The organism is Terriglobia bacterium (genome assembly GCA_020073205.1).
Lineage (GTDB): Bacteria > Acidobacteriota > Polarisedimenticolia > Polarisedimenticolales > JAIQFR01 > JAIQFR01.
The window spans coordinates 1-25798 of record JAIQFR010000061.1; the positions used below are offsets into that span (position 1 = coordinate 1).

Annotated in this window: 21 protein-coding genes; 10 read left to right on the forward strand and 11 right to left on the reverse strand. The window is 68.6% G+C overall.

Going from position 1 to position 25798, the window contains the following annotated elements:
- Positions 1 to 266: 266 nt before the first annotated feature.
- Entirely contained in the window at positions 267 to 1112 is an 846-nt protein-coding gene (locus LAO51_13070; protein ID MBZ5639670.1) for a cation diffusion facilitator family transporter, read from the reverse strand.
- A 69-nt stretch (positions 1113 to 1181) separates the two neighbouring features.
- Here LAO51_13070 and LAO51_13075 point away from each other — a divergent pair, with 69 nt between their 5' ends.
- From LAO51_13075 to LAO51_13090, 4 genes are read left to right on the forward strand one after another with little or no spacing between them, the layout of a single operon-like run.
- The gene (locus LAO51_13075) at positions 1182 to 2231 is read left to right on the forward strand and encodes a hemolysin family protein (protein ID MBZ5639671.1); all 1050 of its coding nucleotides are present in this window, start codon (positions 1182 to 1184) and stop codon (positions 2229 to 2231) included.
- Positions 2140 to 2826: a GDSL family lipase gene (locus LAO51_13080; protein MBZ5639672.1), complete on the forward strand. Its 687-nt coding sequence runs from the start codon at positions 2140 to 2142 to the stop codon at positions 2824 to 2826. Before LAO51_13075 ends, LAO51_13080 begins: the two co-directional genes overlap by 92 nt.
- 19 nt (positions 2827 to 2845) lie before the next feature.
- Positions 2846 to 4387 (forward strand): MBOAT family protein, encoded by a 1542-nt coding sequence (locus LAO51_13085; GenBank protein ID MBZ5639673.1) that lies wholly within the window; start codon positions 2846 to 2848, stop codon positions 4385 to 4387.
- Positions 4374 to 5381 (forward strand): hypothetical protein, encoded by a 1008-nt coding sequence (locus tag LAO51_13090; protein ID MBZ5639674.1) that lies wholly within the window; start codon positions 4374 to 4376, stop codon positions 5379 to 5381. Before LAO51_13085 ends, LAO51_13090 begins: the two co-directional genes overlap by 14 nt.
- Before the next feature lie 147 nt (positions 5382 to 5528).
- Here the strand turns inward: LAO51_13090 and LAO51_13095 are convergent, their stop codons facing one another.
- The 10 genes from LAO51_13095 to LAO51_13140 form a co-directional block, all read right to left on the reverse strand.
- Positions 5529 to 6614 (reverse strand): ATP-grasp domain-containing protein, encoded by a 1086-nt coding sequence (locus tag LAO51_13095; GenBank protein MBZ5639675.1) that lies wholly within the window; start codon positions 6612 to 6614, stop codon positions 5529 to 5531.
- Positions 6615 to 6736: 122 nt separating this feature from the next.
- The gene (locus LAO51_13100; GenBank protein ID MBZ5639676.1) at positions 6737 to 7252 is read right to left on the reverse strand and encodes a low molecular weight phosphatase family protein; all 516 of its coding nucleotides are present in this window, start codon (positions 7250 to 7252) and stop codon (positions 6737 to 6739) included.
- A gap of 456 nt (positions 7253 to 7708) precedes the next feature.
- A complete protein-coding gene (locus tag LAO51_13105) occupies positions 7709 to 9523 on the reverse strand; it encodes a DUF4838 domain-containing protein (protein MBZ5639677.1) in 1815 nt (604 codons plus the stop codon).
- Positions 9524 to 9666: 143 nt separating this feature from the next.
- Positions 9667 to 10824, reverse strand: coding sequence for a DegT/DnrJ/EryC1/StrS family aminotransferase (locus tag LAO51_13110; GenBank protein MBZ5639678.1), 1158 nt, complete (start codon positions 10822 to 10824; stop codon positions 9667 to 9669).
- Positions 10821 to 12044: a glycosyltransferase family 4 protein gene (locus tag LAO51_13115; GenBank protein MBZ5639679.1), complete on the reverse strand. Its 1224-nt coding sequence runs from the start codon at positions 12042 to 12044 to the stop codon at positions 10821 to 10823. Before LAO51_13115 ends, LAO51_13110 begins: the two co-directional genes overlap by 4 nt.
- A 48-nt stretch (positions 12045 to 12092) precedes the next feature.
- Positions 12093 to 13289 (reverse strand): glycosyltransferase family 4 protein, encoded by a 1197-nt coding sequence (locus LAO51_13120; protein ID MBZ5639680.1) that lies wholly within the window; start codon positions 13287 to 13289, stop codon positions 12093 to 12095.
- A complete protein-coding gene (locus LAO51_13125) occupies positions 13286 to 14587 on the reverse strand; it encodes a lipopolysaccharide biosynthesis protein (protein MBZ5639681.1) in 1302 nt (433 codons plus the stop codon). Before LAO51_13125 ends, LAO51_13120 begins: the two co-directional genes overlap by 4 nt.
- A gap of 104 nt (positions 14588 to 14691) precedes the next feature.
- Positions 14692 to 15540, reverse strand: coding sequence for a purine-nucleoside phosphorylase (locus LAO51_13130; protein ID MBZ5639682.1), 849 nt, complete (start codon positions 15538 to 15540; stop codon positions 14692 to 14694).
- A 249-nt stretch (positions 15541 to 15789) separates the two neighbouring features.
- Positions 15790 to 16383 (reverse strand): putative colanic acid biosynthesis acetyltransferase, encoded by a 594-nt coding sequence (locus LAO51_13135; protein ID MBZ5639683.1) that lies wholly within the window; start codon positions 16381 to 16383, stop codon positions 15790 to 15792.
- A gap of 220 nt (positions 16384 to 16603) precedes the next feature.
- Complete coding sequence (locus tag LAO51_13140; protein MBZ5639684.1) at positions 16604 to 19762, reverse strand: hypothetical protein; 3159 nt, start codon at positions 19760 to 19762, stop codon at positions 16604 to 16606.
- A gap of 209 nt (positions 19763 to 19971) precedes the next feature.
- Here LAO51_13140 and LAO51_13145 point away from each other — a divergent pair, with 209 nt between their 5' ends.
- From LAO51_13145 to LAO51_13170, 6 genes are all read left to right on the forward strand, one after another.
- The gene (locus LAO51_13145) at positions 19972 to 20913 is read left to right on the forward strand and encodes an NAD-dependent epimerase/dehydratase family protein (GenBank protein MBZ5639685.1); all 942 of its coding nucleotides are present in this window, start codon (positions 19972 to 19974) and stop codon (positions 20911 to 20913) included.
- Positions 20910 to 22847 carry an HAD-IIIA family hydrolase gene (locus tag LAO51_13150; GenBank protein MBZ5639686.1) on the forward strand — a complete coding sequence of 646 codons (1938 nt, stop codon included), beginning with the start codon at positions 20910 to 20912 and terminating at the stop codon, positions 22845 to 22847. Before LAO51_13145 ends, LAO51_13150 begins: the two co-directional genes overlap by 4 nt.
- Positions 22844 to 23854, forward strand: a complete 1011-nt coding sequence (locus LAO51_13155) for a GHMP kinase (GenBank protein ID MBZ5639687.1) — start codon at positions 22844 to 22846, stop codon at positions 23852 to 23854. The genes LAO51_13150 and LAO51_13155 overlap by 4 nt, the downstream gene beginning before the upstream one ends.
- Positions 23855 to 23886: 32 nt before the next feature.
- A complete protein-coding gene (locus tag LAO51_13160) occupies positions 23887 to 24450 on the forward strand; it encodes an SIS domain-containing protein (protein ID MBZ5639688.1) in 564 nt (187 codons plus the stop codon).
- Between the two features lie 19 nt (positions 24451 to 24469).
- Positions 24470 to 25426 carry a glycosyltransferase family 2 protein gene (locus LAO51_13165; GenBank protein ID MBZ5639689.1) on the forward strand — a complete coding sequence of 319 codons (957 nt, stop codon included), beginning with the start codon at positions 24470 to 24472 and terminating at the stop codon, positions 25424 to 25426.
- Between the two features lie 20 nt (positions 25427 to 25446).
- The coding region (locus LAO51_13170) for an SAM-dependent chlorinase/fluorinase (GenBank protein ID MBZ5639690.1) at positions 25447 to 25798 on the forward strand (352 nt) is incomplete at its 3' end.

The following is a 25798-nucleotide window of genomic DNA, read 5'->3' on the forward strand; positions in this document are numbered from 1 at the left end:
CGAGGAGCGAGGACGGAGGAACGAGGGGGGACGGATGAGGGGTGAGGAGCGAGGACGAGGGGGGAGTGAACTACGGGCTTGACAGCAGCGGAGGTATGAGCAGTGCGACGCAGGAGGGTGACATCGCCCGGAGGTTGTCGTTGCAGCGCGTTGCGCTCTTCAGTACCGCGCCGGATCACCCCCTCGCTCCCCTTCCTCGTTCCTCCTCCCTCCCCCTCACCCCTCGTTCCTCCGTCCTCGCTCCTCGCTCCTCGATGGGTTTCCCTTCACTCGCAATCCCCGCAATCATCGAGTGCTGGTGTCTCGATCTGGATCGTGACGTGCACGATGCCGAGCCGCTCCATCTCCTTCCGGGATTCCTCGAGCACGGTCTGGCTGCGCGCATAATCCGACAGCACGGCATGCGCGCTCATGGCCACGAGTCCGCCTCCCACCGTCCAGACGTGCAGGTCGTGCACGCTTTGTACCGAATCTACGCGTTCGAGCGTCGACCGGACGCCGGCGAGGTCGATGTGCGGGGGTGTCGCTTCGAGCAGGACGGAGGTTGCCTCGCGCACGAGCCGCGTCGCGCTGACGAGGATCAGGAGCGAGACCGCCATCGACGCAATCGGGTCGGCGAGGGGCCAGCCAACGGTCACCAGCAGCACGCCTGCCACGATCGTCGCCAGCGACCCCAGCAGGTCCCCCATCACGTGCAGGTACGCTCCCCGCGCGTTCAACGTCGTGCCTCGCACCCCGTGGAGCCACCACGCCGACAGCGCGTTCGTTGCCAGCCCAATCGTCGCGACCACGAGCATCAGGCCGCCCTTGACCTGGGGCGGCGAACTCAATCGCCCGACCGCCTCCCAGAGGATGGCGCCACTGATCACCAGCAACGCGGCCCCATTGAACCACGCGGCAAGAACCTCCCAGCGGCGCGCCCCGAACGTCTGTCCCGGCAGCGGAGGACGGCTGCCAAGCCACGCGGCAAACAACGCGAGCGACAGCGCGGCCACATCGGTCACCATGTGACCGGCATCCGCGATCAGTGCCAGGGAATTGGTCAAGACGCCCCCGATCACCTCTGCTACCGCCACGACGACGGTCACGGCCAGTGCGCGCATCAGTGGCACACGCGCGGCCCTCGGGTCAGGGAGATGCGGATGGTGGTGACTGCCGGACGTCACGAGTAGCTTGGCCACATGGGGAAAGTGTTCACGATCGCCTTCCTGCTTGCCGTCAACGGGTTCTTCGTCGCCGCGGAGTTCGCACTGGTGCGCACGCGCCGCACCCGTCTCGAGGCGATGGTGGAGCGCGGAGACCAGCTCGCGAAGATCGCGCTCCGTGCCGTTGACAATCTCACCAGAATGCTCGCCGCCAGCCAGTTCGGCATTACACTCGCGTCCCTCGGACTGGGCTGGGTCGCGGAGGAGGCCCTGGGACACTCCCTGTCCGTGTGGCTGGAGGCACTCCCGCTCGGGATCGCGGTCGCGACCCGCGCGTCGGTGGCCGCCGGCATGGCCCTCGCCATAGCCACGTACCTGCATGTCGTGGTGGGCGAGCTCTCCCCTCGCGCGATTGGGCTGAATAATCCGGAGCACGTGGCCAAATGGCTGGCGTTGCCGCTCCTCACCTTCGCCTGGATCACGCGCCCGATCATCTTCCTCTTCGACAAGAGTGCCCGCGCGCTCCTCATCACGATGCGACAGCGGCCGAACGTCGGCGAAGGCACGGTCCACGAAGCTGATGAGATCCGCCTCATCGTCGAGCAGAGCGAGGAGGAGGGCACGCTCGAACCGGAGAACGCCGAAATGCTCGGCGCCGTCTTCGAGTTCACGGAGAAGAAGGCCCGAGACGTGATGACGCCGCGGACGCGCATGGTTGGACTGCCGGCATCGGCGTCGCTCGACGAAACGCTCGCGGTCGTGGAAGAGTCGGCGTTTTCGCGCTACCCGGTGTACGAGGGGAACGAGGCGCGCCGGCGGTCGTCGCAGCCGCGGTGGCGGCTGTCCGGGAGGGGTCGCGGGAGAAGGCGATGGAGTGGCTTCGCACGGCTCGCTGGGTTAGGATTTCGTCTCGCCCCCCATCGCCGGAGAGGACCCGTTGAAGCCGTTCAAGCCCGTCGCCCGGACCTTCGGCCGACATCCGGGGGCGCGGGTCGTGCTCCTCGGGCTCGGGCTTCTCACGGCGTGCGGCCCGTCCGCAGGCCCGCGCGCGCAGAACGAGGCCCGGTTCGAGAGGCTTCTTCGTGATGCGTCCCATGGGCGCGCGAAAGTCATCTTCTTCGGCGATTCGCTCTCGGACCAGTGGCGCCATCCCGGGTTCGGCCAAACGGTGTGGCGTTCCGAGCTGGAGCCTCTGGACGCCGCGAACCTCGGGATCAGCGGGGACAGGACGAGCGATCTCCTCGATCGAATCGAGCAGGGCCGGATCGAGGACCTCGACCCGGAAGGGGTGGTCGTCCTGATTGGCACCAACGACGTCACCGCTGGAAGCCCGCCGGAAGCGATCGTCGACGCGATCGAGCGGATCGTCGCCGCTTTACGGAGCAGGCTCCCGCGGGCGCGGATCCTGGTCCTCGGGCTGCTGCCGCGCGACGCGCGAGCGTCGCCGCGCCGCGCCGCCGTCACCGAGGTCAACCGCCTCCTCGCGAGGCTCGACGACGGGGCGCACGTGCGGTTCCTCGACATCGGGGACCGCTTTGTCCTGCCGGACGGCACGATTCCCCGGGAGGTCATGCCCGACGGACTCCACCTCTCCCCGGCCGGCTACAGGATCTGGGCGGAAGCGATGCGTCCCGCGCTGACCGAGATGCTCGCCCGTCCCGCGGCCGGCCCGCCGCGCTGAACCCGGGACCGGCCGCGCCATGCCGTTCAACTCCCTCGCGTTCGCCTTGTTCTTCCTGGCCCTCCTCGTCCCCTGGGCGCTCGTTCCCCCGGGAAGACGATGGGCCGTGCTGCTCGTCGGGAGCTACGCGTTCTGCGCCCTCGGACAGCCGTCCGCCGTGGCCTTCCTGGCGGCGGCGACCGTCTACGCCCATGCGATCGCGATCCGGATGGCGCACGCTCCCGGGAGCCTCGGACGACGGGCGCTCCTCTGGGTCGGCGTGGCGGGAATCCTCGGTCTGCTCCTGCTCACCAAGTACCTCGATTTCTTGCTCTCGTCCGCGCACGCGGCGATCGGCGCGTTCGCGCACCTGGAGGTCTACCGGCCGCTCGCGTGGATCGTTCCCCTCGGAATCTCGTTCTACTCGCTCCGCCTGATCGGCTATCTGCTGGATGTCGCCAAGGGCCGGACGGCCGCGGAGCGCCACCTCGGGGTATTCGCGGGTTACGTCGCCTTCTTCCCGGAGCTCCTCGCGGGACCGATCGATCGCGCGGGGGGCCTGATCCCGCAGCTTCGGGCTCCCGAGTCGTTCGTCGAGGCCAGGGTAGCTCGAGGGCTGACCCGGTTCGCCTGGGGACTGTTCAAGAAAGTCGTGATCGCCGACCGTCTGTCCCTTTTCGTCGATCCGGTGTACGCCGACCCGACGTCGTTCCGGGGAGTCTCCCTGATCGTCGCGAGCGTGTTCTTCGCGTTCCAGATCTTCTGCGACTTCTCCGGCTACTCGGACATGGCGATCGGCGTCGGCGAGGTCCTCGGGTTCCAGCTCGCGAAGAACTTCGACCGGCCTTACCACTCCGAGTCAATCTCGGAGTTCTGGCGCCGCTGGCACATGACGTTCTCTTCGTGGCTCAGGGACTACGTGTTCCTGCCGCTCGCGTACTCGTCGGCTCGCTGGGCTGAGGAGCGCAGCCTCCTGGGCATCCGGCTCAGGGAGGAGTACTGGAGCTACGCGGTCGCGACGATGGGCACCATGCTGCTGGGCGGCCTGTGGCACGGCGCCAGCTGGACGTTCGTCGCGTGGGGAGGGCTCATCGGCAGCTACATGGTGTTCTCACGCTTCACGAAGAAGATCCGGTCGCGCTGGGTTCGCGCCGCCGGCCTCCACCGTGTGCCTCGTCTCCGGGCGGTCCTCCGCGTCGTCTCGGTCTTCGTCCTCATGGACGTCGCGTGGGTCTTCTTCCGGGCCAGGACGCTCCGAGACGCGCTCTACGTGCTCACCCACCTGCTGGACGGGACGGGGCCGTACGTCGCCCGGCTCGCGACGACCGGAATCTCGGGTTTCAGCGATCGCGCGGTCCTCCAGCCGCTCCTGCTCGGCCATTCCCTGGGCGAATTCGCGACCGCCGTCGGCGCCATCGCGCTCCTGGAAGGGGTGCATTTCCTCGATTGCCGGGGCGGGCTCTACGCGCGGCTCATGGCGCGGCCCGCCGCGATCCGCTTCGGCCTCTACTACGCGTTGGTCCTCCTGATCCTCGCGTTCGGCGTCTTTGAGGCCAGGACGTTCATCTATGCCCAATTCTGATCCGCGCGGGGTCCTGCGCCTCGGCGTCAAGCTGCTGCTGCTCGCGCTCCCGTTCCTCGCCCTGTCGGCGGTCGTCGAGCTCGGGCTCCGTCGGATGCCCAGCACCTACAGCGTCAAGAAGGCGATCATCGAGCGCCGCCTCGCCGACACGGAGATCCTGATCACGGGGCACTCCCAGTCCCTCGAGGGAATCGACCCCGCGATCCTCGGGCCGAATGCCGTGAGCGTCGCGAATCTCAGCCAGAGCCTGTACTACGACGCGAGGGTCGTGTCGCTCTACCTCGACCGGCTTCCGCGGCTCCGCCTGGTGGTAATCCCGCTGTCGTACTTCTCCTTGCGCTACCGGCTCCCCGACTCCGCGGAGCCGTGGCGTATGTTCTTCTACCGGGCGACCTGGGGGATCCCGGAGGAGTCCCCCCCGCGGTGCCGGCTCCACCCCCGCAACTACCTCTTCCTCCTCAACTACGGGAACCTGGCGGCCGGAAGGTCTCTGCTCCGGGGGTTCCATGCCGATCCCGGCATCGACGAGAACGGATGGCAGCCGGTCCGGGAGAACGATCCCAACAAGGAGTTCTCGATCAACGACGCCACGGCGCGAGCGCGGGTCGCTTTCCACGCGGCGGCCATGCGGGAGGAGGCGGTCGGCCCTAACCTGCGGGACCTCGACGATCTCCTCGGCCGTCTCAAGGCGTGCGGAGTCCGGGTGGTCCTGATCACCACACCGGTATTCGAGACGTACCGGAGGAACATGGACCGGACGGTGTTCGACGAAATGACCCGGGCTGCGACCTCCCTCGCCTCGCGCCAAGGGTTCCCCTTCCGCGACTACTTCGCCGACGAGCGCTTCACCCTCGATGATTTCTACGACAACGACCACCTCAATGCTCGCGGGGCCGAGAAGTTCTCCCGAATCCTCCGCGACGAGCTGGTATCGCCGCTCCTCACCCGCGTGCGCACGCCCCCGGTGCCCGCAGCCGCCCGAGAATCCCGCTGAATTCCCACGGCGTCCGCGCCGAACCAGACGCCTACGATGCGTCGCAGCGATTCTGCTGGCAGATCCGCCGCGGCGGAGCCACCGCACTGTTACGCCCCGACTGCCCGCGACCCCAGCGACGTCTCAGACCCCCGGGCGGCCCTCCGCCTACATCGTCGAAGGAAACTCTCGGGTCGCACTGGCGGCCGGGAACCATCGTTCCACGAAGCCTCGAACTCGCGCGGGAAGGAACTGATGAAGAAAGGGTCCGGGATCCGACCACTCGAGCGCCGGGTCGAACACGAAGAACGGTGTGGTCGCGACGACCTTGCCGACCTCCCAGGCCGCGCGGATTCCCTTCGACTGCGTCACGATCGCAAGGAGGTCGTTCCGCAGGAATCGCATGCGCAGCCCTTCTCGGATCCGGTTGTCGGGGCGCGTCCGACCGAGCACGAACGCTTCGTACGCGGCGAAGGGGATGTTGAGCCCGGCTCGAACGTACAAGGGCAGCGTGCCCCAGAATCGGGGATTGATTTCCATGAGCACCGCCTCGCCGCCACGCGTCAGCTTGAACTCGACCATGGCCGGGCCGCTCCAAGCGAGGTCCCGCATGAGATCGATGGCGGCGTTCCAGGCGGCAGGGACGACGCGCGCTTCGCAGTAGGTCGACACGCCGCCCGTGGCATGGCTCTCCCGCAGGCGCACGTGGCCCCCGACGCATACAGCCTCTCCCCTCCAGAAGAGGCCGGCGATGCCACAGCCGCGCCCCTCGACGTACTCCTGAACCAACAGCGGTCCGCGTCCGCAGGCGAACCCACGCAAGGCAGGAAGATCCGTGGGGCCTCGGAGGACCATGTACCGCTTCCCCGGGCCGGGGTCGACACCGATCTCGCAGTCCATCTTCACGAAGACGGGCCAGCGCGTGCCGAACTCGCTTCGCAGGCGATCCTCGAAGCCCGGCGCATCTGCGTCGCTCGCTCGGACGGGAAGCGTTCGGGGAACCCGCAACCCGATTCGCTGCGCACGATCCAGAACGCTGTGCTTGCTCCGGGCGAGCTCGAGCAACCCTCGCGGCGGTGCGATCACTCGCGCCGCAGTGCCCCGCAACGACTCGCCCAAGCCCAACATGCTGTTCTCGTAGTGCGCGAAGACCGCGACGGCGTCCTTCCCGAGCGCGACACGCGCGACCGTCTTCGAGTACGCCTCTTCGTCGCCTTCGACAACCAGCCGTTGCACCGGGCGTCGTGACAGCATGGCTCCCGCCATCCGACGGCCTGCAGCGATCACAACGACGCCACGAGCGCTGAGAGCTCGCGCCACGCACAGCATGGTGTGAAGCTCCGCGTCCGCGACGATGACAGTCCCGGCCTTCGCCGTCATCGTTCGTCCCGCGGAGCCTCGAGGTCGGCCAGGGTGGCGAGCCGGTCGATCGCCCGTGCGATTTGAGAATAGACGGCCTGGAACACGATCGGAGACTTTCCGAACGGGTCCTCGATCGCCACGTGCGGATCCAAGAGAAAAGCCCGATGGAGGCTCCCTGGGCGTTGTCGTTCGAGGCCTTGAAGATTGCTGCCGTCCATGACGAGAAAGAGATCCTTGGCCGTAATGACCGCGGAACCGAGGGATCGCGAACGATGTCCGCTCAGATCGACATCGAAACCCGCGGCTGCCGCTCTGGCCTCGGCTGGCGGAACCCGGCCGTCGATTTCGGAGAGGCCGACGGCGTGCACTTCGACCTCGCGGAGACGACGGCGTGCGTACCCCTCGGCGAAGGGGCTGCGGCACACGTTCCCCTGGCACACGAAGACAAGACGGGCCCCACGCAGGGAATCAGGTGTGAGCCCTCGCCTCGCCCAGAAGAACATCCTCGGAAGAACACGGCGCTCCACCACGCCCAGGGCCCTGTCCGAGGCACAAAACAAGATCGACGCAGCGTGTCGAAATGCGCGGGAACCCGGAAGAAGATTATCGCGCAAGTCTCACCCCCTTCTTGGGGAGCGAATGTGTTCGCACACAAGCTTGACGTCTCGATCGAGGGCACGCTGCGTTGCATGGGTGGAACCCGCAACAGCACGGCGAGGCGCAGAGCTGCGGGACTTGCGCCGAATGAAACCGTGGTCAAAGAGGGATCGCAACCTCCGTTGGTGCGGAATCACACTCGACGGGCGCCGTGCCGCAGCGTCCGAACGGTCATCTTAATGCATTCCCGGACTTGGGCGTCACTCCGGCCCGTGACGAGCTTGGTTGCGTGCGGGTTCTCATGGCCCAGGGGCCCGTGCCTCGGGCACCAGCCCCTTGAGCGGGTGGGCGCGAGGAAGGCGAAAAGGTGCCGGTGGACGTTGGCCCGGTCATGGCGCTCCATCGCCCAGAAGGTCGCGCACCTCCTCCTCCACGCGCTCGTATTCCGCGGCGCGCGACGACTCCGGAACGCGAAGGGAGATCTGCTCAATCCAGATGGCCCGGTAGCGGTCCGCGACCGGTCCGCGATCGATAGGCATCTTCCGGCCGCGGCGTTCGGCCTCGCGCGAGAGTTCCCGCCAGCGAGCCAGGGTGGCGTAGTCGACCGAGAGGCGCGCGTGGCGAACGCGCCGCCTGAGGACCGGGTCGGTGGCAACGGCCCGCTCTGCCCGGTCGAAGAGCCGGTCGGCCGCGGTGACGAAGGCGAGGTCCACGTGATGGTAATCCGCCGGTCCGGCGTTGACGTCGATGAACGCCGGGTTCCGCCGCTGCGCGGCCTCGAGCAAGCGGAGATACCTGCGGACGAAGCGTCCCGCGCGGCCGTAGAACCCGTCGGTGAACTCGCGGATCAGCCGGTCTTCGCCTCGCTCCGGATCCTCCAGGAGTTCGAGCCAGAGCCACACCTTGAGGTCCCGGAGGTCTCCCGCGACCGGATACTCGTGCTGGACGAAGACTCCCTCGACCCCGTGATCCCGGTAGAGGCGAAAATCCGACGCGTAGTTGCGGTAGCTCGCCAGCGGGAGCCCTCGCTCCACGCCGAACGTCACCGCGTAATCCCAGATCCACAGGTGCTTCGCCACCCCGGACCATCCGACGACCGCCTCCCGGAAGGCGGCGTTCGATGGGTCGGCGGCGCTGCGGGCGAAATCGCGCTTTCCGAATCCCGAGAGACGAACCACCACGTTGTCACGGGCTCTGAGGTTCATGGGCGGAGGAAACGAATACTGGTACGCGAGCGTGGTCACCGCGACGTCGGGTCGCTTCTCGCGGATCGCATCGGCCACCTTGTTCACGAAGTCAAGGATCGGCCCGGACTGGCTCCCGGTCCTCTCCACGACCGCGCGACAACGCGAGCATTCGCAGGCGCCTCCCCAATCGTTCTGGGAGATGTCGACGAGCGTGGGCCTCGGGACTCCGGCCTCGTCCGCCCCCTGCGCGGACTCGTCGAGGTAAGCCTCGACCCTGCGTGTCACGATCTCCCGTGCTTCATCGCTGGTGAGGCACAGCTGGGATCGGCCGGCGGCCCGGAGGCCCGCGCGTTCCGAGAAGTACTGCGCGTGCGCGGAGAAGAACTCCTCTGGCGGGACCAATCGGTAGAACGTATGGACCCCCCAAGGCATGGCAAACCCGATCTTCCCACCGTACTCCCTGGGGACGTCGGCAGCGTCGCCGTTCAGGAAGTGCCTCGCGCCGAATTCCTTCGGCCCGTCGAGCCCGTGAACGTCGCGGTAGGAGAACACCGGATTCCCGCGTTCGTCGACCCGGCCGACGGCCAGCCGCCTCCTCGATGGCACGGACTCCTCGTAGGGGCTCCACCAGCGGACACCGACGTGTCGCTCCAGGAATCGGTAGACCGCGTACAGCGTCCCCCGGGGACGTCCCCCCGCGAGGACGAGCCAGCCGGGTCCCGACCGGATCACCCAGTCCTCCGGCCCCGTCGCAGAGAGGTCGATGCCGCGCATCGAGGCGAAACGGGTCGGCCCCACGTAGACGGCAGGGCCCGGGCAGGGGCTGGGCGCCTCGGGCTCGACGGGGAATTGTGCTCCCGTGCACTTCTCGAGATAGGTCGACAACTCGGCTGCCGCGGACCGCTCGGCGAGGCTCGCGTCCCGCGCGAGGAAGAGGCGGACCTCCGAATGTCCGCCCCGCGCCAGCGTGAGCGCACCGGCCGGGGAAATCGCCGCGAGAGCGAGCGCGAGTGGCATGGCGACCCGCGAGAGACGTGATGACCTCCCGCGCACCGGCCCGTACCGCCGCGGGGACGTTCCGGGCTGCCGGGCGCGACGCTCGTACGGCTGCGGCGGACGGCGAATCCGCTCCCTGCCTCCGCCGACGGGAATCGACGCGGTCACGCCCCCCGCCCTGGACCGCCGCCGCGGAGCCGGGAGATCCCCCCGCGGACCGCATCGGCGATCCGACGCACCTGCGGAAGCTCGAGATGAACGCTCGTCGGCAGGTTGAAGCCCGCCTTGGCCACGCGCGACGCGACCGGATTGCCACCGCCCTCGGCGCTGATCTGGCGGGCGGATCGATAGGGAGGCATCTCCCCGAGCGGCACGAAGAACGGGCGGGAGTCAATCCCCTCGACCTTCAGCGCCGCCAGGAGTGGATCTCGCAGCCTGGCGATCTCGTCGTCGAGCACCGAGCACACGAGCCAGTTCACGGGCTCCGCCCACGGCATACGTGGGTTCAGCGTGACCCCGTCCGCGCGCGAGAGATCGTTCTGGTACCACGAGAGGATCTCCTCCCGCTTCCGCATGAACTCCGCGATGCGTTCGAGCTGCGCGCAGCCGAGCGCGGCCTGGACGTTGGTCATGCGGAAGTTGTAACCGGCCTCCAGGTGATAGTAGCGTCGCGACGGGTCCATGGCATGGTCCTTGAGCATCCGGACCCTCGCCGCGAGGTCGTCGTCGTTGGTGACGACGATGCCTCCCTCCCCGGTCGTGATGATCTTGTTGCCGTAGAACGAGAAGCATCCCGCGTCCGCGATGGCGCCGACCGTCCGCCCTCGGTACCGCGCGCCGTGCGCCTCGGCGGCGTCCTCCACGACGCGGATGCCCCGCGGGCGGCACAGGTCGAGGATCGGCTGGAGGTCCGCCGGGTGCCCGTAGGAATGGACGACGACCACCGCCTTGGTTCGCGGGGTCAGCGCCCGCTCCACGGCCCGCGGGTCGATGCACCAGCAGTCGGCGTCGATGTCCGCGAGGACGGGCTCCGCGCCGAGGTGGACGACGACGGCGCCGACCGCGGCGAAGGTCATCGCCGGCACGACGACCTCGTCCCCGGGCCCGATCCCGAACGCCCTGAGAACCACCTCGATGGATACGGTGCCGTTGGCGACGGCGACACCGTGCTTTCCTACACAGAAGTCGGCGAAGCCGGACTCGAAGCGGCCGATGAATTCGCCGATGGAGGAAACCCACCCCGACCGCATGGCCTCCGAAACGTAGCGCTGCTCCAGCTCCCCGATGTCGGGAACGGCCACGGGAATGAACTCTGGACTCATCGCGAATTCTCCGCGCCGGCCGCCAGATCCTCCAGCAGCCGCTGAAAACGCGCCAATCCGCCTTCCTTCGTGTACCTCTCCTCGAACAGGCGTCGCGCGCTCTCCCCGTCGCTCCTCCGCCGGGTCTCATCCTCGGCGTACTCGATGACCGCGTCCGCGAGCGCCCGCGCGTTCCCGGGCGCGATCCGGCGGCCGCACGTCGACCTCGCCGCGATCTCCGCGATCTCCCCCTCGGGCGGCCCGACGTACAGCGTCGGCCTGCCGGCGGCGAGGATCCCGTAGATCTTCGAAGGAACGAGCATACCCGCCATACCCTCCCGGAGCGTGACCAGGTGGACGTCTCCCGCAGCGAGGCTGTCCCCCAGCCGGTCGCGGGGAACGTACGGCCTGAACTCGACGTTCGACAAGCCGCGATGCCGGACAGCCTCCTGCACTTCGTCCCGGCGGGGCCCGCCTCCCACGAACGCGAAGAGGACCCGGGAGCGGTCCCGAAGGGCCTCCGCCGCGTCCAGCACGGTCCCGAACTCGTGAGCCAGACCCATGTTGCCCGAGTACAGAACCACGAATCGCTCGGACCACCCCCAGGCCTTTCGGAGCGAACTCGTTTCCGGGTCGAGGGGTCGGATCGCGACCCCATCGGCCCAATTCGGGATGACGGCGACCTTCACGTCGGAGTGGAGCCGCAGCCTGGCCGCCATGGCATCATCCAGCGCGACGACCCGGTCCGAGGCGCTCAGGATCCAGTCGGAAACGCGGCTCGCGAGCCGCCCGATCGGCGAGCCCGGGCGCAGCGCTCCCAGCTCGAAAGCGAGATCCGGGTAGACGTCCATGACCCAGAACAGCGTTCGGGCGCGACGCAGCCTGGCGAACGCGGCTCCGAGCCCGGCCACGAGGGGGGGGGTCGAGAGCGACACGATGACGTCGGGTCGCTCGACGAGCGCCAGACGCCCTGCCGCGCCTGCCAGGAACGTCGCGTAGTCCAGCGCCCGGCCGATCCTCGTCCGGCGGCCGAACGCCGAGGACCACGCACGTCGCACCCGTACCCCGTCAAGAGTCTCGCTCAGAGGGTACCGCCGCGCCGGACAAGCGTAGGACCTGGACGAGCAGATCGCGCTCACGGAATGACCCGCTCGGGCGAGCCCCACGCCGAGATCGGCGAGGATCTGGGCGGTGGCCGCGTCGTCGGGGGCGTAGTACTGATTGAGAAGCACGATGTGCATCGGAACCTGCCATGGCCGGAAGCCGGCGAGCGTACCACTCCCGGACCGTCAGGTGGCCTCTGTCCCCGTCGCAGAACCCGGCGCTCGCCTCGCCCTTCGCACGGCCCGCTCGAACGACTCCGCGGCAAGGGCGTAACCGTACCCCGCGACGCGCTCCTTCGCCCGCGCGGCGACCGCCCGCGCGCGCTCCGGATCGTCCACGAGCGCGAGGATGGCCTCGACGAGGGCCTTCCCGTTTCCCAGCGGGTAGACGAGGCCGAACTCGCTGGACGGCAGGAGATCGAAGCGGCATCCGACACCCGTCGAGACCACGACCGGGACGGAAGAGGCCATCGCTTCGTTGACGGACAGCCCCCAGCACTCCTCAACGGCCGGGTGCACGAAGACGTCGGCAACGGCGTAGTATCGTGGGAGCGAGGACAGGGGGAGGTACCCCGGCAGGACGACCTGATCCAGATGCTCGCGCTCGACGAACTCGCGAACCGTGGAAGCCCGCCGGCCGTCACCGATCAGCACGAAACCGAGCCCCGGCCGGGAGCCCTTCAACGAGGCCGCCGCCCGCAAGAACTCCAGCGGGTTCTCGCGATCCTCGAAACGCAGGATAGCAAGCACGACGTGGTCGAACCGATCGAGCGCCAGCTCGACTCTCAGCGCCCTGCTCGATGCTCTCCACCTCGCCGCCTCCGCCGCGTACCAGTCGTGGTCGAGCATGTAGGGACTGACAAAGATCCTGTCTGCGCCGACCCCATAGTGACGGAGGTAGTCGGCCGCAGGCGTACTTAAGGGCAAGAACGTCGGGAACCGCCTGAAGAAAAGCGGCAGCAGCATTCGCTTCGCGACCTTCTTCCACGCCGGCATCCGGTAGAGGAGCGTCGAGTCCGACCGGTAGATTGCGGGCACTCGCCGGCGCCGGGTCCAGGCGAGCGCCGCGCGCTGCAGACGGCCGACGTGCCCCTCGACGACCATCGCGTCGAGAGGTCGAGCCCCGTGGACGCGCTCAAACGCGTCGATCGGGTTTTCGCCGGGCCCCACGAACGCGTAATCGTGCCCCTCCAGGAGTTCCGGCAGGTCGAAATGCACCCGAATGCCGCTCTCCGACTCCACTTCGTCGCCGAGACCGAGCCGGCTTCCATAGAACACATACGGGTCCAGCGCGGAGTGCGTGCGCAGGTGCCGGAAGAACGGGGTCTCCCATTGGGTGGGGCCGGTTGCAACGACGCCGACTCGGTCACGCTCGCGACTCATCGTCCCTCCCGCGAGGATTCGGCCATGCCCGCGCCCGCCGCCCCATCGGGACCGGGGGAACCCGTGGGCCGCGTTCCGTGTCCCAGAATCCGGTGCGGGCCGTCCGCGAGGAAGAAGGCAGCGACGCACGAGATGACGTAAGAGACGAAAACGGCCATCGCGGCGCCCAGCGCGCCGTTCCGCGGGATCAGCAGCGCGTAGAGCAGCAGGGCGCTGGATGCGGACACGACGTTGAGCAGGAGAAGCCGCCCGGTTCTTCTCTGCGAGTAGATCATCGCCTCGAAAACGGTCTGCACCGACTGGAATGCGTACCCGTACGCGATCCACGGTAGAAGCTGCCATGCGGAATGGTAGTTCTTGCCGAGCGCGACGCTCACCGCCCACTCCGCCAGGGCCGTGACGAGGAGCGCTCCGACGAGCGAGCCACCGGCCACCAACGCCAGCCAGATCGTGATCGTACGGCGCTCCTTGCCCGCGTCGTCGTGCGCGACGGCGTGGAACAGGACCGGCCGTAGCGTGAACATCCCTATCCCGGAGAGCATAATGAACGGTTGCGCCGCGAGGCCGTAGACGGCGGCGTAGAGCCCCGCTTCACGGATTCCGGCGATTCCGGCGATGAAGTAGCGGTCCGCGAGCGTCATGACCCAAGTCAGCACCGCGAGGGGCACGAGAGGCGCGGCATAGCGGATCGCGAGACCGCGCATCCGCGCGATCCACGGCTCTGATTCGGGCCCCTTGGATGCGTCGGTCCCGACGACAACGGTCCTCCGAAAGACGAGGTTCACCGCCGCGCAACCGACCGCGTACCCGACCAGTACGGACGTCGCGCTCGGTGCGAACAACAGGACGACCGCCACCGCCGCGAGGGGCCTCGCCCATGCGTCCATGGTGCCCCAGAGCGCCTGATCCTTCTGGTCACGAGCGGCGTTCTGGAGGCAGGTCTCGAAGCTCCGCCACACGTCGAGGGCCAACAGAACGACGACCGCCAGGAACGCCGGGACTTGTGCGACGGTGAGCCCGAGGGCGGACCAAAACGTCCCTCCAACCATGATCGCCGTCGCGACAAGGAGCGTGCTCCCCCGCAGGAGTCTGCCGACCAGCCGTCTGAGGGCGTTGACCCGCCCCTCACGAAGCGCCTCGGGATAGAACCGGAGGGTGACCTGAAGAAGCGGATTGCAGAACAGGTTGTTCCCCAGGGCGGTCAGACCCTGCAGGAGAGCGATGAGGCCGAAGGTCTCCGGCGACACCAGACCCGTGACGAGGCGGATACCCACGAGGCGGCCGAGAGAGCTGGCCACCTGTCCAAATCCCACCCACATCCCTTCCCGGAGAACGCGGGTCCTCTCGCGCTCGGGAGTCGGCGATGCGAGAGGCCCCGCAGCCGGTACGCCCGAGGGATCGCTCACGACCGCCTCTCGACAGCGCACATCGCCGCCAGGCCAGAAACCAGCATCGCAACGTTCGCGGTCACGGCGGCTTCGACCGCGGCCAGGACGCGCCCATGCTCGATCCCGTCCGCATCGCTCATCCCCGCGCCCAGGTTCGCGACGCAGGCGACCGCGGCAACCCGGAGCCCGAGGTAGCGCGCGGCGATGGTCTCGGGCACGGTGCTCATCGACGCCAGGTCCGCGCCCATCGCGCGGAGCATCCGCACCTCCGCCGGGGTCTCGTAGCACGGCCCCGGTACCCCCGCGAGGACTCCGTCGCGCATCGTCGTTCCGTGCCGTCGCGCCGCGGAGCGCCAAACCTCCTGGAAGACAGGGTCGTACGCGCCCTGGAGGTCCAGGAACATCGGATGGCGGCGGCGGGGATCGACGAGGCGGAGCGGGTCGCTGCCCGTCAGGTTGAGGTGGTCGGTCACCACGACGAGATCCCCGACGCGGTCGCGATCCCGGAGGCCCCCCGCCGCGCACGTCAGGAGCAACGAGCGCGCTCCCGCAGCCGCCAGGACCGCGACGGGGAAGGCGACGGCGCTCGCGCGGCACCCCTCGTAGAGGTGGCGCCGCCCGACGAGCACCCAGAGCCGCCCTCCCTCGACCGTCGCAGCGGCGATCTCGCGGCCTCGCTCCGGCGCCACCACGGGGAAACCCGCCATTTCCGCGGCGCCCACGCTCGCGGAGGCTCCCAGCGCGGCCAGCAATGGAGTGAAACCCGACCCGAGCACGACCCCGAGGTCGGGCGACCCAAGACGGTGAAGGAGGCGGGCCGCCTCCTCCTCCACCTCACCACCGAATTCCGCGGGATCAGCCATCAGACGAATCTCGTGGCGGCCGGGTCGGGAGCCGGGTGGTCTCCTCCGAGAAGGATCCGGCGGAGCGAATCGCGGAGCAGCGCGGACGACACGACGACGATCAGTGCGCTCGCTGCCACTCCTCTCACAGAGGCCCCTCCGTGAACGTCCGAGGACGGCCCGGATTCGGGCGCATTGTTGGACACCGAGCAAGGAGTGTCAAACTCGTCGCCGCCGCGCATCCTCGACGGATCTTCCGCCGGGGGTGGCTCAGCGCGTCTCCTGTCGAGCCCGCTCAGGCTCCCGGACCGTACGACGTCGGATCGACCTCGCGGGATTGCCCGCGACCACGGTCCAGGGCTCGACGTCCTTGAACACGCTCGATCGCGCCCCGACGACCGCTCCCTCGCCGATCCTCACGCCCGGTCCCACGAACACGTCCGCTGCCACCCAGACCTGCTCGCCGATCTCGATTGGCGCCGTCACGAGCGCCATGTCCGGATCCTCGAAGTCGTGAGTCGCCGTGCACAGGTAGCTGTATTGGCTCACCGTCGAGTGGGCTCCGACGCGGACACGGCCCACGGAGTAGCAGTCCACGCCGAATCCGAGACAACTGTACTCGCCCATCTCGAGGTTCCACGGCGCCCAGATCCTCGTGGAAGGAAACGGTCTGGCGCCCCGAGCGATGCGCGCCCCGAACAGCCGGAGCAGGAAACGTCGCCAGCCGTAAAACGGTCGTGGACTCGGCCGGAACAGAAGCCACCACGCCGCGCCCCAGACGAGCCTCGCGGCCCGGTTGGCGAATCCGTGCGGGCTCGGACGGTGGAACTGCTCGATCCTCGGCTGCGAGCTCCCCGGCTCCATTCTCGACTCCGGCGGGGCGCGCCTCGGCCAACGGCGCGATCCGGCCGCGCAGTATACGCCCGCGGCGCGGGCTCGACACACGGGGCGACCGGCTTCCGCCGACCTTGAATCGCGATCCAAGTCCGCCGCGCGGATTCGATTCGAGCCAGCCTGGGTCCCGTGGCTCGACGCCCGGCGGGCGGTCCCCGGAAACTGCGGCCGGATGCTGCGACCGAGCCCATCAAAATAGCTTGAGGATCGTGAACAGGAATTGCTGCTTTCCCACGAGCTGCGGGATGTCGGACTGCACGGCGCGGCCGTAGCTCGCCGCGATGACCGTCTGCCAGGGACCGATGATGTTTCCCGAGAGGCCGGCGCCGGTGAATACCTGGTAGCCGGCGGTAGCGCTCCTGTCCAGGACCCGGGCGCGCTCGAGGGAGACGTCGAACCGGATCGCCCCGAACAGGTTGAACGAATACCCGGTGCGACCGACCAGCCCCCGGTCGAAGCGGACGCCCGTCCCCGCGAAGCCGGGCAGGTGGTCCTGTCCGAAGAGGCTGAAGCTGTACCGGCTGAAGCGGTCGAGATCGCGGCCGTCCATGTAGTTTACCTCGGCCCGCACCTTCTGGAACTTCGGCAGGTACCACTCCTTCGTTCCCGTGAGATCCCACTCCGTGAAGGTCTTGTTCACCGGCTCCGGGCTCACGAACGCCTGGGTCGTGTCGTCGAACAGCCCCCAGGGCTCCCACTTCGAGCGGCGCGACCAGGTCCCCGAGGCCGCCACCCCGTACCCCTTCCGATTGAACTCGACCTGGAGGGTCCCGTCCGTCTGCACCTGGTCCTGCGGGAGGACGAACCTGAGTGCGGTGCCGTTCGCGGCGTTCTCCGCCCTTAGGGCCTTGTTCGCATCGCTGTTCGATGCGTACTGCTCGTAGAAGAAACTCCCGATCAGGGTGAACTTGACGAAGCTGCCGGCGGGAATTCCAAGGCGCACGGAAGCGTATTGGTCCCGTATGTCGATCCGTCGATCCACCTGCTCCACGTCCCCGTCGTAGACCTTGTCCTCGCCCTTCAAGGCCACCCCGACCGCCTCCCCCGTGAGATCGATCCGCGATCCGAAGAGCGACGGCTGGGTCATGTTCACGAACGCCAGGACCCCGGCGAAGAGCACGTTGAACTGGATGTTCTTGTGGAACATGTCGTAGTCGAGGTAGTTGACTCCCGCCAGCGGCACCGGCGAGCTGCGGGAGCTGTCCTTGTACGCGCCGGCCGCCGCGAACCACTTGCGCGTGACCACGCTCTCCTTGACCTTGCGGGTGCCGTCGGCCTGGCGGTCGAGGTACCGGTACCCCTTGTCGGTGTCCCGCAGCATCAGGTCCTTCGAGGCGTACGCGCTCTTCCGCGCCTCCTCGAGCGCCGGCTTCGCGAGGTTGAGATCGTACGTGGCGAAGTCCACCTGACGGTTGACCACGAAGTTCCGCCCGCCGACCGTCCAGAGCTGCTCGCCGTCGATCCGGGAGAGCATCCAATACTGCACGCCGTCGGGCCCAAGGAAGGGCTTGAAGACGTCGGTCTCCTCGTTCGAGACGACCGGCGGCTCGAGGTTCGTCTCGATCAGCGACGCCTTGATCCGGACGAAGGTCTCCCGGTCCACCCAGACCCGGCCGTGGTACAGGCTCGTCTTCACTCCCGGGTTCGCCGGCTCGAACTCCAGGACGTACGCCGGGCGGCCGTCCACCGTGTCCTCGCCGCGCAGCCGGTAGAGGTACGTCTTGTCGAGGGTGAGGTCGAGGGGGAGCGTGATCACCTTCTCCGGCTGTATGAGCGGGAGCTCCGGGATGGTTTTCCAGGTGACCTTGTTGCCGTTCACGTAGTAGGTGCTCTGGTCCCACTCGAGCTGCCCGCCGCGCTCCCAGAAGTAGGTGCTGTCGATCGCAACGTCCACCGCGGTCCCGGCCTGCGCGATCTTGAAGTGGTAGTCGATCCGGGCGGCCGCCTTCCAGCGGTCCAGCCGGTCGTCTTGCAGCTTCTGGACCGCCTGGTAGCGCGCGATGATCTCCTCCGCCGTGAGCCCTCGGCTGCTTTCCACCTTGAGCTGCTCGGTCGGGAGCTCGAGCCCCTTGGGGAGCGGCGCCTTTCGGAACGAGAGGACCATCGGGTGCGCCGCGAACACCACGCGGAGCGCCCTCGACCCGGGCTGATTGGGAACCCTCGACGGCACAGTCTCGACGCTTCCGCCCGTCAGGGGGTCCACGACCTTCGCGTCGCGCACGTCGGGAACGTCGGTGACCAGCCACGCCTGCCCGCCCGCCAGTCCCGGCGTCGGCGAGTCGTACACGATCTCGGTGGGGAAGTCGTCCTCGGCGTCGTTCAGGAACCGGCCGATCACGCGGGCTCCTGAGACCGGGACCTGGTGATCGTCGAGGAACGAGAGCTGCCCCCTCGGCGCGGCGGCGAATCCGGAGAGCGCCTGCTCCAGCCCGTACAGCACCTTGGCCTGCCGGACGACCTGCGCCGCGTCGCCGGAGACCCGGGCGAGGGCGACCGCCGCCGGGGCCACCGCGGAGACCGCTTGGACCGCGCACGCGATCGGCTCGTCCGCCGGCGACCCTTCCGCGATCTCGGCGTAGGCCCAGAATTCCGGCGCGGGCGGGTGCTGCACCGCTTCGCGGAAGACCGAGCCGAGGTCCTGTCCGACGTCCCCGGCCCCGGAGGGGATGCGGACCGGCAGGATGTCGATGTAGGCCGCCGCGTCCTGGAGCCACAGGCCCTTCTGCCATTCGACGTCCGCCGCGGCGATCGCCCCTTCCGCCACCAGAGCCTCGGCGTTCGCCTCCCGGGCCTCGGCGCGCACCGCCAGCGCCGAGCTCTTGAGGACGTACGCGTACACCTGGGGATCGAACGCCGGCCCCTGGCGGTCCGGCAACGGCGTCGCCGGGCCGTCCCAGATCTCGAACACCTTGACCCGTCCCGCGAAGCTGCGGACGGCGCTCCTCACGAAGTTGGTCCACGCCTGGACGGAGTCCCCCGTGAGAGGCGACGGCGCGCTGCCGTCGGCCAGGTACACCGGATTCGACCCGGTGAGGCAGAGCGCCACGCGGAATCCCGCGCCGGAGAGCTTCGCGACCGCGGGCTCGAGACGGGACCAGTCGTAGACCCCCTTTTCGGTCTCGATCTCGCTCCAGCGGGCGACGACGCGCGCCCCGAGCGGTCGGTCCAGCGCCGGCGGTGCGGGGAGCGCGTCCACGGCCGCCTCATCCACCAGCACGCCCAGCACCGGCCCCTTGGGCGGAGCGGTTCCCGGCCCGGCCCCGGCGGCCATCGCCGTCGCGTCACCCCCTACGAGGAGCAGGGCGCCGCACGCGAGGGCGAGACTCGAGGCGAATGACCCGCGCTTCATGAGTTGGCCTCCGCGCCCGCGCGCCGCTGCGACGGGCAGGGCGGCATTCTTCGCCAGGGGAGTGGCGGTGTCAAACCGCCGTCGGGGACGGCGCCGCGCGGCGCGACGCGTGGAGAAGGGGGAGCGCGGTCGCTTGACCCTCCCCACCCGGGAGGGTATTTTCCGTGTCCCGCCGCGCTCCCACGGCGAGCGGCGGAAAGGCGTGCCTCATGCGGATCCTCGTGACCGGCGGGGCCGGATTCATCGGCAGCCACCTGTGCGACGCGCTCGTCGCCCGGGGCGACCGCGTGTGGTGCGTGGACAATCTCCATCTGGGGAGACTGGAGAACGTCCGACACCTCGAGGGCACGGAGGGATTCCGGTTCCTGAGACTCGACGTCCTCGACGCGACGCCGCTCGACGCGCTGTTCAGGGAGGCCGAGTTCGACGCGGTCTTCCACCTCGCCGCCAACTCGGACATCCGGCAGGGCGGCCTCGATCACGACGTGGATCTGAGACTGAACTTCCTGACGACCTACAGGGTGCTCGAGACCATGGTCCGGCACGACGTGAGGCGCGTCTTCTTCGCCAGCACCTCGGCGGTCTTCGGGGATGCCGGTGACACCCTGAGGGAATCCGACGGGCCGATGCGCCCGATCTCCTTCTACGGGGCGAGCAAGCTCGCGGCGGAGGGCTACCTCTCCGTGTACGCGGACAACTACGGGCTCAAGACCTGGATCCTCAGGTTCCCCAACGTGGTGGGGGAACGCTGCACGCACGGCGCCGTTCACGACTTCGTCGAGCGGCTCAGAGCGGATCCCTCGCGGCTCGCGGTGCTGGGGGACGGCACGCAGGCGAAACCCTACCTGTACGTGAGGGACCTGGTGGCCGCGATGCTGCTCGTGGTCGATCGGGCTCCGGAGGAGTTCGCGGTCTACCACGTCGGCCCGGAGGATCGGACGTCGGTGCGCGAGATCGCGGAGATCGTCGTGGAGGAGATGGGCGTCACCGGGATCCCCATCGAGTACAGCGGCGGGCCGAAGGGCTGGGTCGGTGACGTCCCCAGCTTCGGCTACGACCTCGGGAAGATCAAGGCGCTCGGGTTCGTGGTGCCCCGGACGTCCACCGAGGCCGTGCGTCTCGCGGTGCGTCGAATCCTGGGCCGGGCGTGACGCCGCCGCCCGCGGCCCGCGCCGTTCTCGTCGCCGGGGGACGGGGGACGAGGATCAGGAGCATCTCGGGCGACCTCATTCCCAAGGCGCTCGTCCCCGTCGCGGGCGAGCCGATCGTCTTCCGTCAGCTCGAGCTGCTGGCGCGGCACGGCGTCCGGGAGGTCGCCGTCCTCGCAGGCCACCTCGCCGACGAGCTCCGCGCCGGCATGGCGCCCCGCGCCCGCGAGCTCGGGATCGAGCTCAGGTTCTTCGTGGAACGAACGCCCCTCGGCACGGCGGGCGGCCTCCCCGCAGCGAGAGCGTTCCTCGCGGGGACGGACTTCGTCGTGATCTACGCCGATGTCGCGGTCGAGATGGACCTCGACCGACTCCGCGATCGGCACCGCGAGAGCGGGGCCGCCGCCACGATCGTCGCGCACCCGAACGACCATCCGCACGACTCCGACCTCATCCGCTGCGACGACGGGGACCGCGTCGTGGAGATCCTCCCCAAGCACGGACGCATCCCGGCGGACTATCCGAACCTGGTCCCCGCTGCGGTGTACTTCGCCGGCGACGGACTGTTCCAGCACCTCTCACCCGGGGCGGCGCAGGATTTCATCCGGGACGTGTTCCCCCGGATGGTGGCCTCGGGCGCCCCTGTCCTCGCGTATCGGACCCCGGAGTATCTCCGCGACATGGGCACCCCGGAGCGCTACGCGATGGTCGAGCGGGATCTCGAAAGCGGCCTCGTCGCCCGCATGCGTTTCTCGAACCGACGCCCGGCGGTCTTCTTCGATCGCGACGGCGTGATCAACCGCGAGGTGGGCGGTCACGGGCTCGTGCGCGTCGACCAGCTGGACATCCTCCCCGGCTCGCCACGGGCCGTTCGCCGGGTCAACGACGCGGGGTGGCTCGCGGTGCTCGTGACCAACCAGCCGCAGATCGCGAAAGGACTCGTGTCGGCGGCGGAGCTCCGCGCGATCCACGCCCGTCTCGAGACCCGCCTCGGCCTCGAGGGGGCCCGGCTCGACCGGATCTACCACTGCCCCCACCATCCCGATCGCGGCTTCGAGGGGGAGGTTCCCGAGCTGAAATTCGAGTGCGACTGCCGGAAGCCCCTCGCGGGGATGATCCTCCGCGCCGCCGCCGACCTGCCCGTCGACCTCGCGGCGTCCTGCCTGATCGGAGACAGCTGGCGAGACGTCGGGGCGGCGCGCGCCGCGGGACTCGACGCCTACGGCGTCCGGACCGGCGTGGGGTGCCGCGATTGCACCGCTCCGTTCAGGCCGGATCTCGTCTTCACCGACGCGGACGAGGCTGCCGCGTTCGCGGTCTCGGACCTCTCCGACGCTTCGGCGCTCGCGGACCGGGTGGAGCGTCTCCTCGCCTCGCGGGGTCGTCCCGTCACCGTGGGAATCTGCGGCGTCGCCCGCTCCGGGAAGAGCACGCTGTCCCACGGCCTGGTCAAGACCCTGCGCCGCCGCCTGATCCCGTCCCTCCACGTGCGGCTCGACGACTGGATCCAGCCCGTCGAGGCGCGGGAGCCCGGCTCCACGGCGGAGAGTCGTTGTCGGGTCGACCTCTACCCCGCGCTCCTCGACGACCTGTCGAGCGGGCGCGTGGTCGAGGTGCGCGCGTACGACCCGGCGAGCCGCACGGCGCGCGGCGAGGTGTCGTATCGCCCGTCGGGGGCGCGCGTGCGGATTCTCGACGGCTTGTTCGCGTGTCACGAGGGGATCAGGGACCGACTCGACCTCGCCCTCCTGCTCGAGATCGACGAACGCGAGTTCGCGACGCGGTTCCGGGAGTTCTACCGCTGGAAGGGCGATCCCGACGGAGAGATCGAGCGGCGGCTCGCGTCCCGCGTCGAGGAGGAGTTGCAAGCCGTGCGCGCGCAACGTAAATTGGTGGACGATGTTCTGACCCCCGTGAAACTCGAGGATCGACCGTGATCGTCTCGTCGGCGCCGTTCCGCATCAGCTTCGCCGGGGGCGGCTCCGATCTTCCGGTTTACTACCGGCGCGCGAAAGGCGCGGTGCTGTCCGCGACGATCAACAAGTACATCTACATCTCGGTGCACCCGTATTTCAACCGCCGTCAGACGCTGCTGAAGTACTCCCAGAACGAGCAGGTGGACTCCATCGACGAGATCCGTCACCCGATCTTCCGCGAGGCGCTCCGCGACCTGTGGCCCGCGGGTGGGCTCGAGATCGTGTCCACCGCCGACGTCCCGTCGGGCACCGGCCTCGGCTCGTCGAGCTCGTTCACCGTCGCGCTCCTGCACGCTCTCTACGCGTATCGCGGCGTCTTCTGCTCGAAGGAGAAGCTGGCCCGCGGAGCGTGCGCGATGGAGATCGAGCGCCTCGGCGAGCCGATCGGCAAGCAGGATCAGTACGCCGCGGCGTACGGCGGCCTGAACTTCATCGAGTTCAATCCGGACGAGACCGTGACCACGACCCCGGTGATCCTACCCAAGGAGACGGCGACGAGGCTCCAGCAGAGCCTGCTGCTGTTCTACATGGGCGACCAGCGGGAGGCCAGCGACATCCTGAGGGACCAGGCGAAGCAGCTCTCGATGAGCCCGGAGCGCTTCGAGAACCTCGCGCGGATGGTCGCCCTCGCCCACGAGATGAGGGACCGGCTGCTCGAGGGGAGCCTAGATGCGTTCGCGCGCGCGCTTCACCAGGGGTGGGAGCTGAAGCGGACGCTGTCGTCGAAGATCGCGACCTCGAAGATCGACGCGTACTACCATCGGGCCCTCGAGTACGGCGCGAAGGGCGGCAAGCTCCTCGGCGCCGGTGGGGGCGGTTTCCTGATGCTCTACTGCGAGCCCGGGGACCAGGACCGGCTGAGGAAGGCGATGTTCGATTGCTTCGAGCTGCCGTTCCACTTCGACTGGGGCGGCACCCGAATCGTGTTCGTCGGTGAGCGCCACACGGAAGAGGGGTTCGTGACCTAGACGGCTAGGCCCTCGACCCGGGAGAGCCGAACATGACCTATCACGCAACGCCGGAGAGCTACCGGAGCGACTACCTGCGGGTCCTCCACGGTCTGGACCTCGCGCAGATCGACCGGTTCGTCGGGGTGCTCGAGGGCGCGCTCGAGGCAGGCTCCACCGTGTACATCTTCGGCAACGGGGGCTCGGGGGCGACCGCCTCGCACATCGCGTGCGACATGAACAAGGGGGTCAGCTATGGGAAGGCGCGGCGATTCAAGGTCGTCTGCCTGAACGACAACGTTCCCACGATGATGGCCTACGCCAACGACGTCACGTATGACGACGTCTTCGTGGAGCCGCTGCGTAACTTCCTCTCGTCCTCCGACGTCGTCGTCGGAATCTCCGGGAGCGGGAACTCGGAGAACGTGATCCGGGCCATCGACTTCGCCAACGAGGTCGGCGCCATGACCGTGGGGCTCTCGGGTTACTCCGGCGGGAGGCTGAAACAGAAGGCGAGACTCTCGGTGCACGTCGCGGCGGACGACATGCAGATGGCGGAAGACGTCCACCTCATGGTCGGCCACATGGCGATGCAGGCGCTCTGCACCCGAGGATGAGGTTCGCCCCGATCGTACGATGACGACCACGGGATCCGCGACGCGATCCGCTTCCGAGAGGGGTCGAGGGGGGCCGCTCCCGATCAGTATCGTCGTCCTCACTTTCAACGAGGAGGAGAACCTCCCCGCCTGCCTCGACAGCGTCCTGGGCTGGGCGGACGCCGTCTACGTGGTGGACGGATTCTCCACGGACCGGACCGTCGAGATCGCCCGAGCGCGCGGGTGCACCGTGCTCGAGACCGATCTGCGCGGCTACGGACCGATCTACAACTGGGCCCTCGGCCAGATCGCGTTCGAGACCGACTGGATCATGCGCCTCGATGCCGACGAGATCGCGACCGATGGCCTGCGGGAGGTCCTCGCGAGGGAGCTTCCGCACGTCGGCGCCGAGGTCGCCGGCCTCTACGTCAAGCGACGCATTCACTTCCTGGGGCGCTTCATCCGGCACGGTGGGTGCTACCCGATCTGGCACCTCAGGATCTGGCGCCGGGGGAGGGGGTTCTGCGAGGAACGGCTCGCCGACGAGCACATCGTCCTGACGTCGGGAACCGCGGAGCGCCTCGATGGCGACATCGTCGACGACAGCCGGAAGACCCTCTCGTGGTGGGTCCACAAGCACAACGGGTACGCCACGCGGGAGGCGATCGAGCAGGTGCGGACCGAGTTCGGCCTGGGCGGCGGCTCCCAGCTCGAGGCTCGCCTCCTCGGCTCGCAGGAGCAGCGGAAGCGCTGGCTGAACGTGAAGGTCTACTCGCACCTTCCGCTGTTCGTCAGGCCGACGCTCTACTTCCTTTACCGTTACGTGATCAAGCTCGGCGTCCTCGATGGTCCCGAGGGGCTCGTCTGGCACGTCCTTCAGGGCTTCTGGTACCGGTTCCTGGTGGACGCGAAGATCTTCGAGATCCGCAAGGCGATGCGGGACCGAGGCCTCGACGCGCGGCAGGCGATCCTCGAGGTCTGCGGCCAGAAGGTCTGAACCGGCGCGAGGAGGTCGCCATGCCCTCTCAACGCATCGTGACGCTCACATCCGATTTCGGCTCCCAGGACAGCTTCGTCGGACAGATGAAGGGGGCCGCGCTCTCGATCCATCCCGACCTGAAGCTCGTGGACCTCACCCACGAGGTGCCGCCGCACGACGTGGCCGCCGGGGCCTACCTGCTCTGGACCGGCTACCGCGCGTTCCCACCGGAAACGATCCACGTGGCCGTCGTGGATCCCGGCGTCGGGACCTCGCGCCGTGGGATCGTCGTGCGAACGGAACGGTACACGTTCGTCGCTCCCGACAACGGGATCCTGAGCCGCGTCCTCGAGGAGGAGCCGGCCCGGAGCGCGTTCGTGCTCGAAGCGC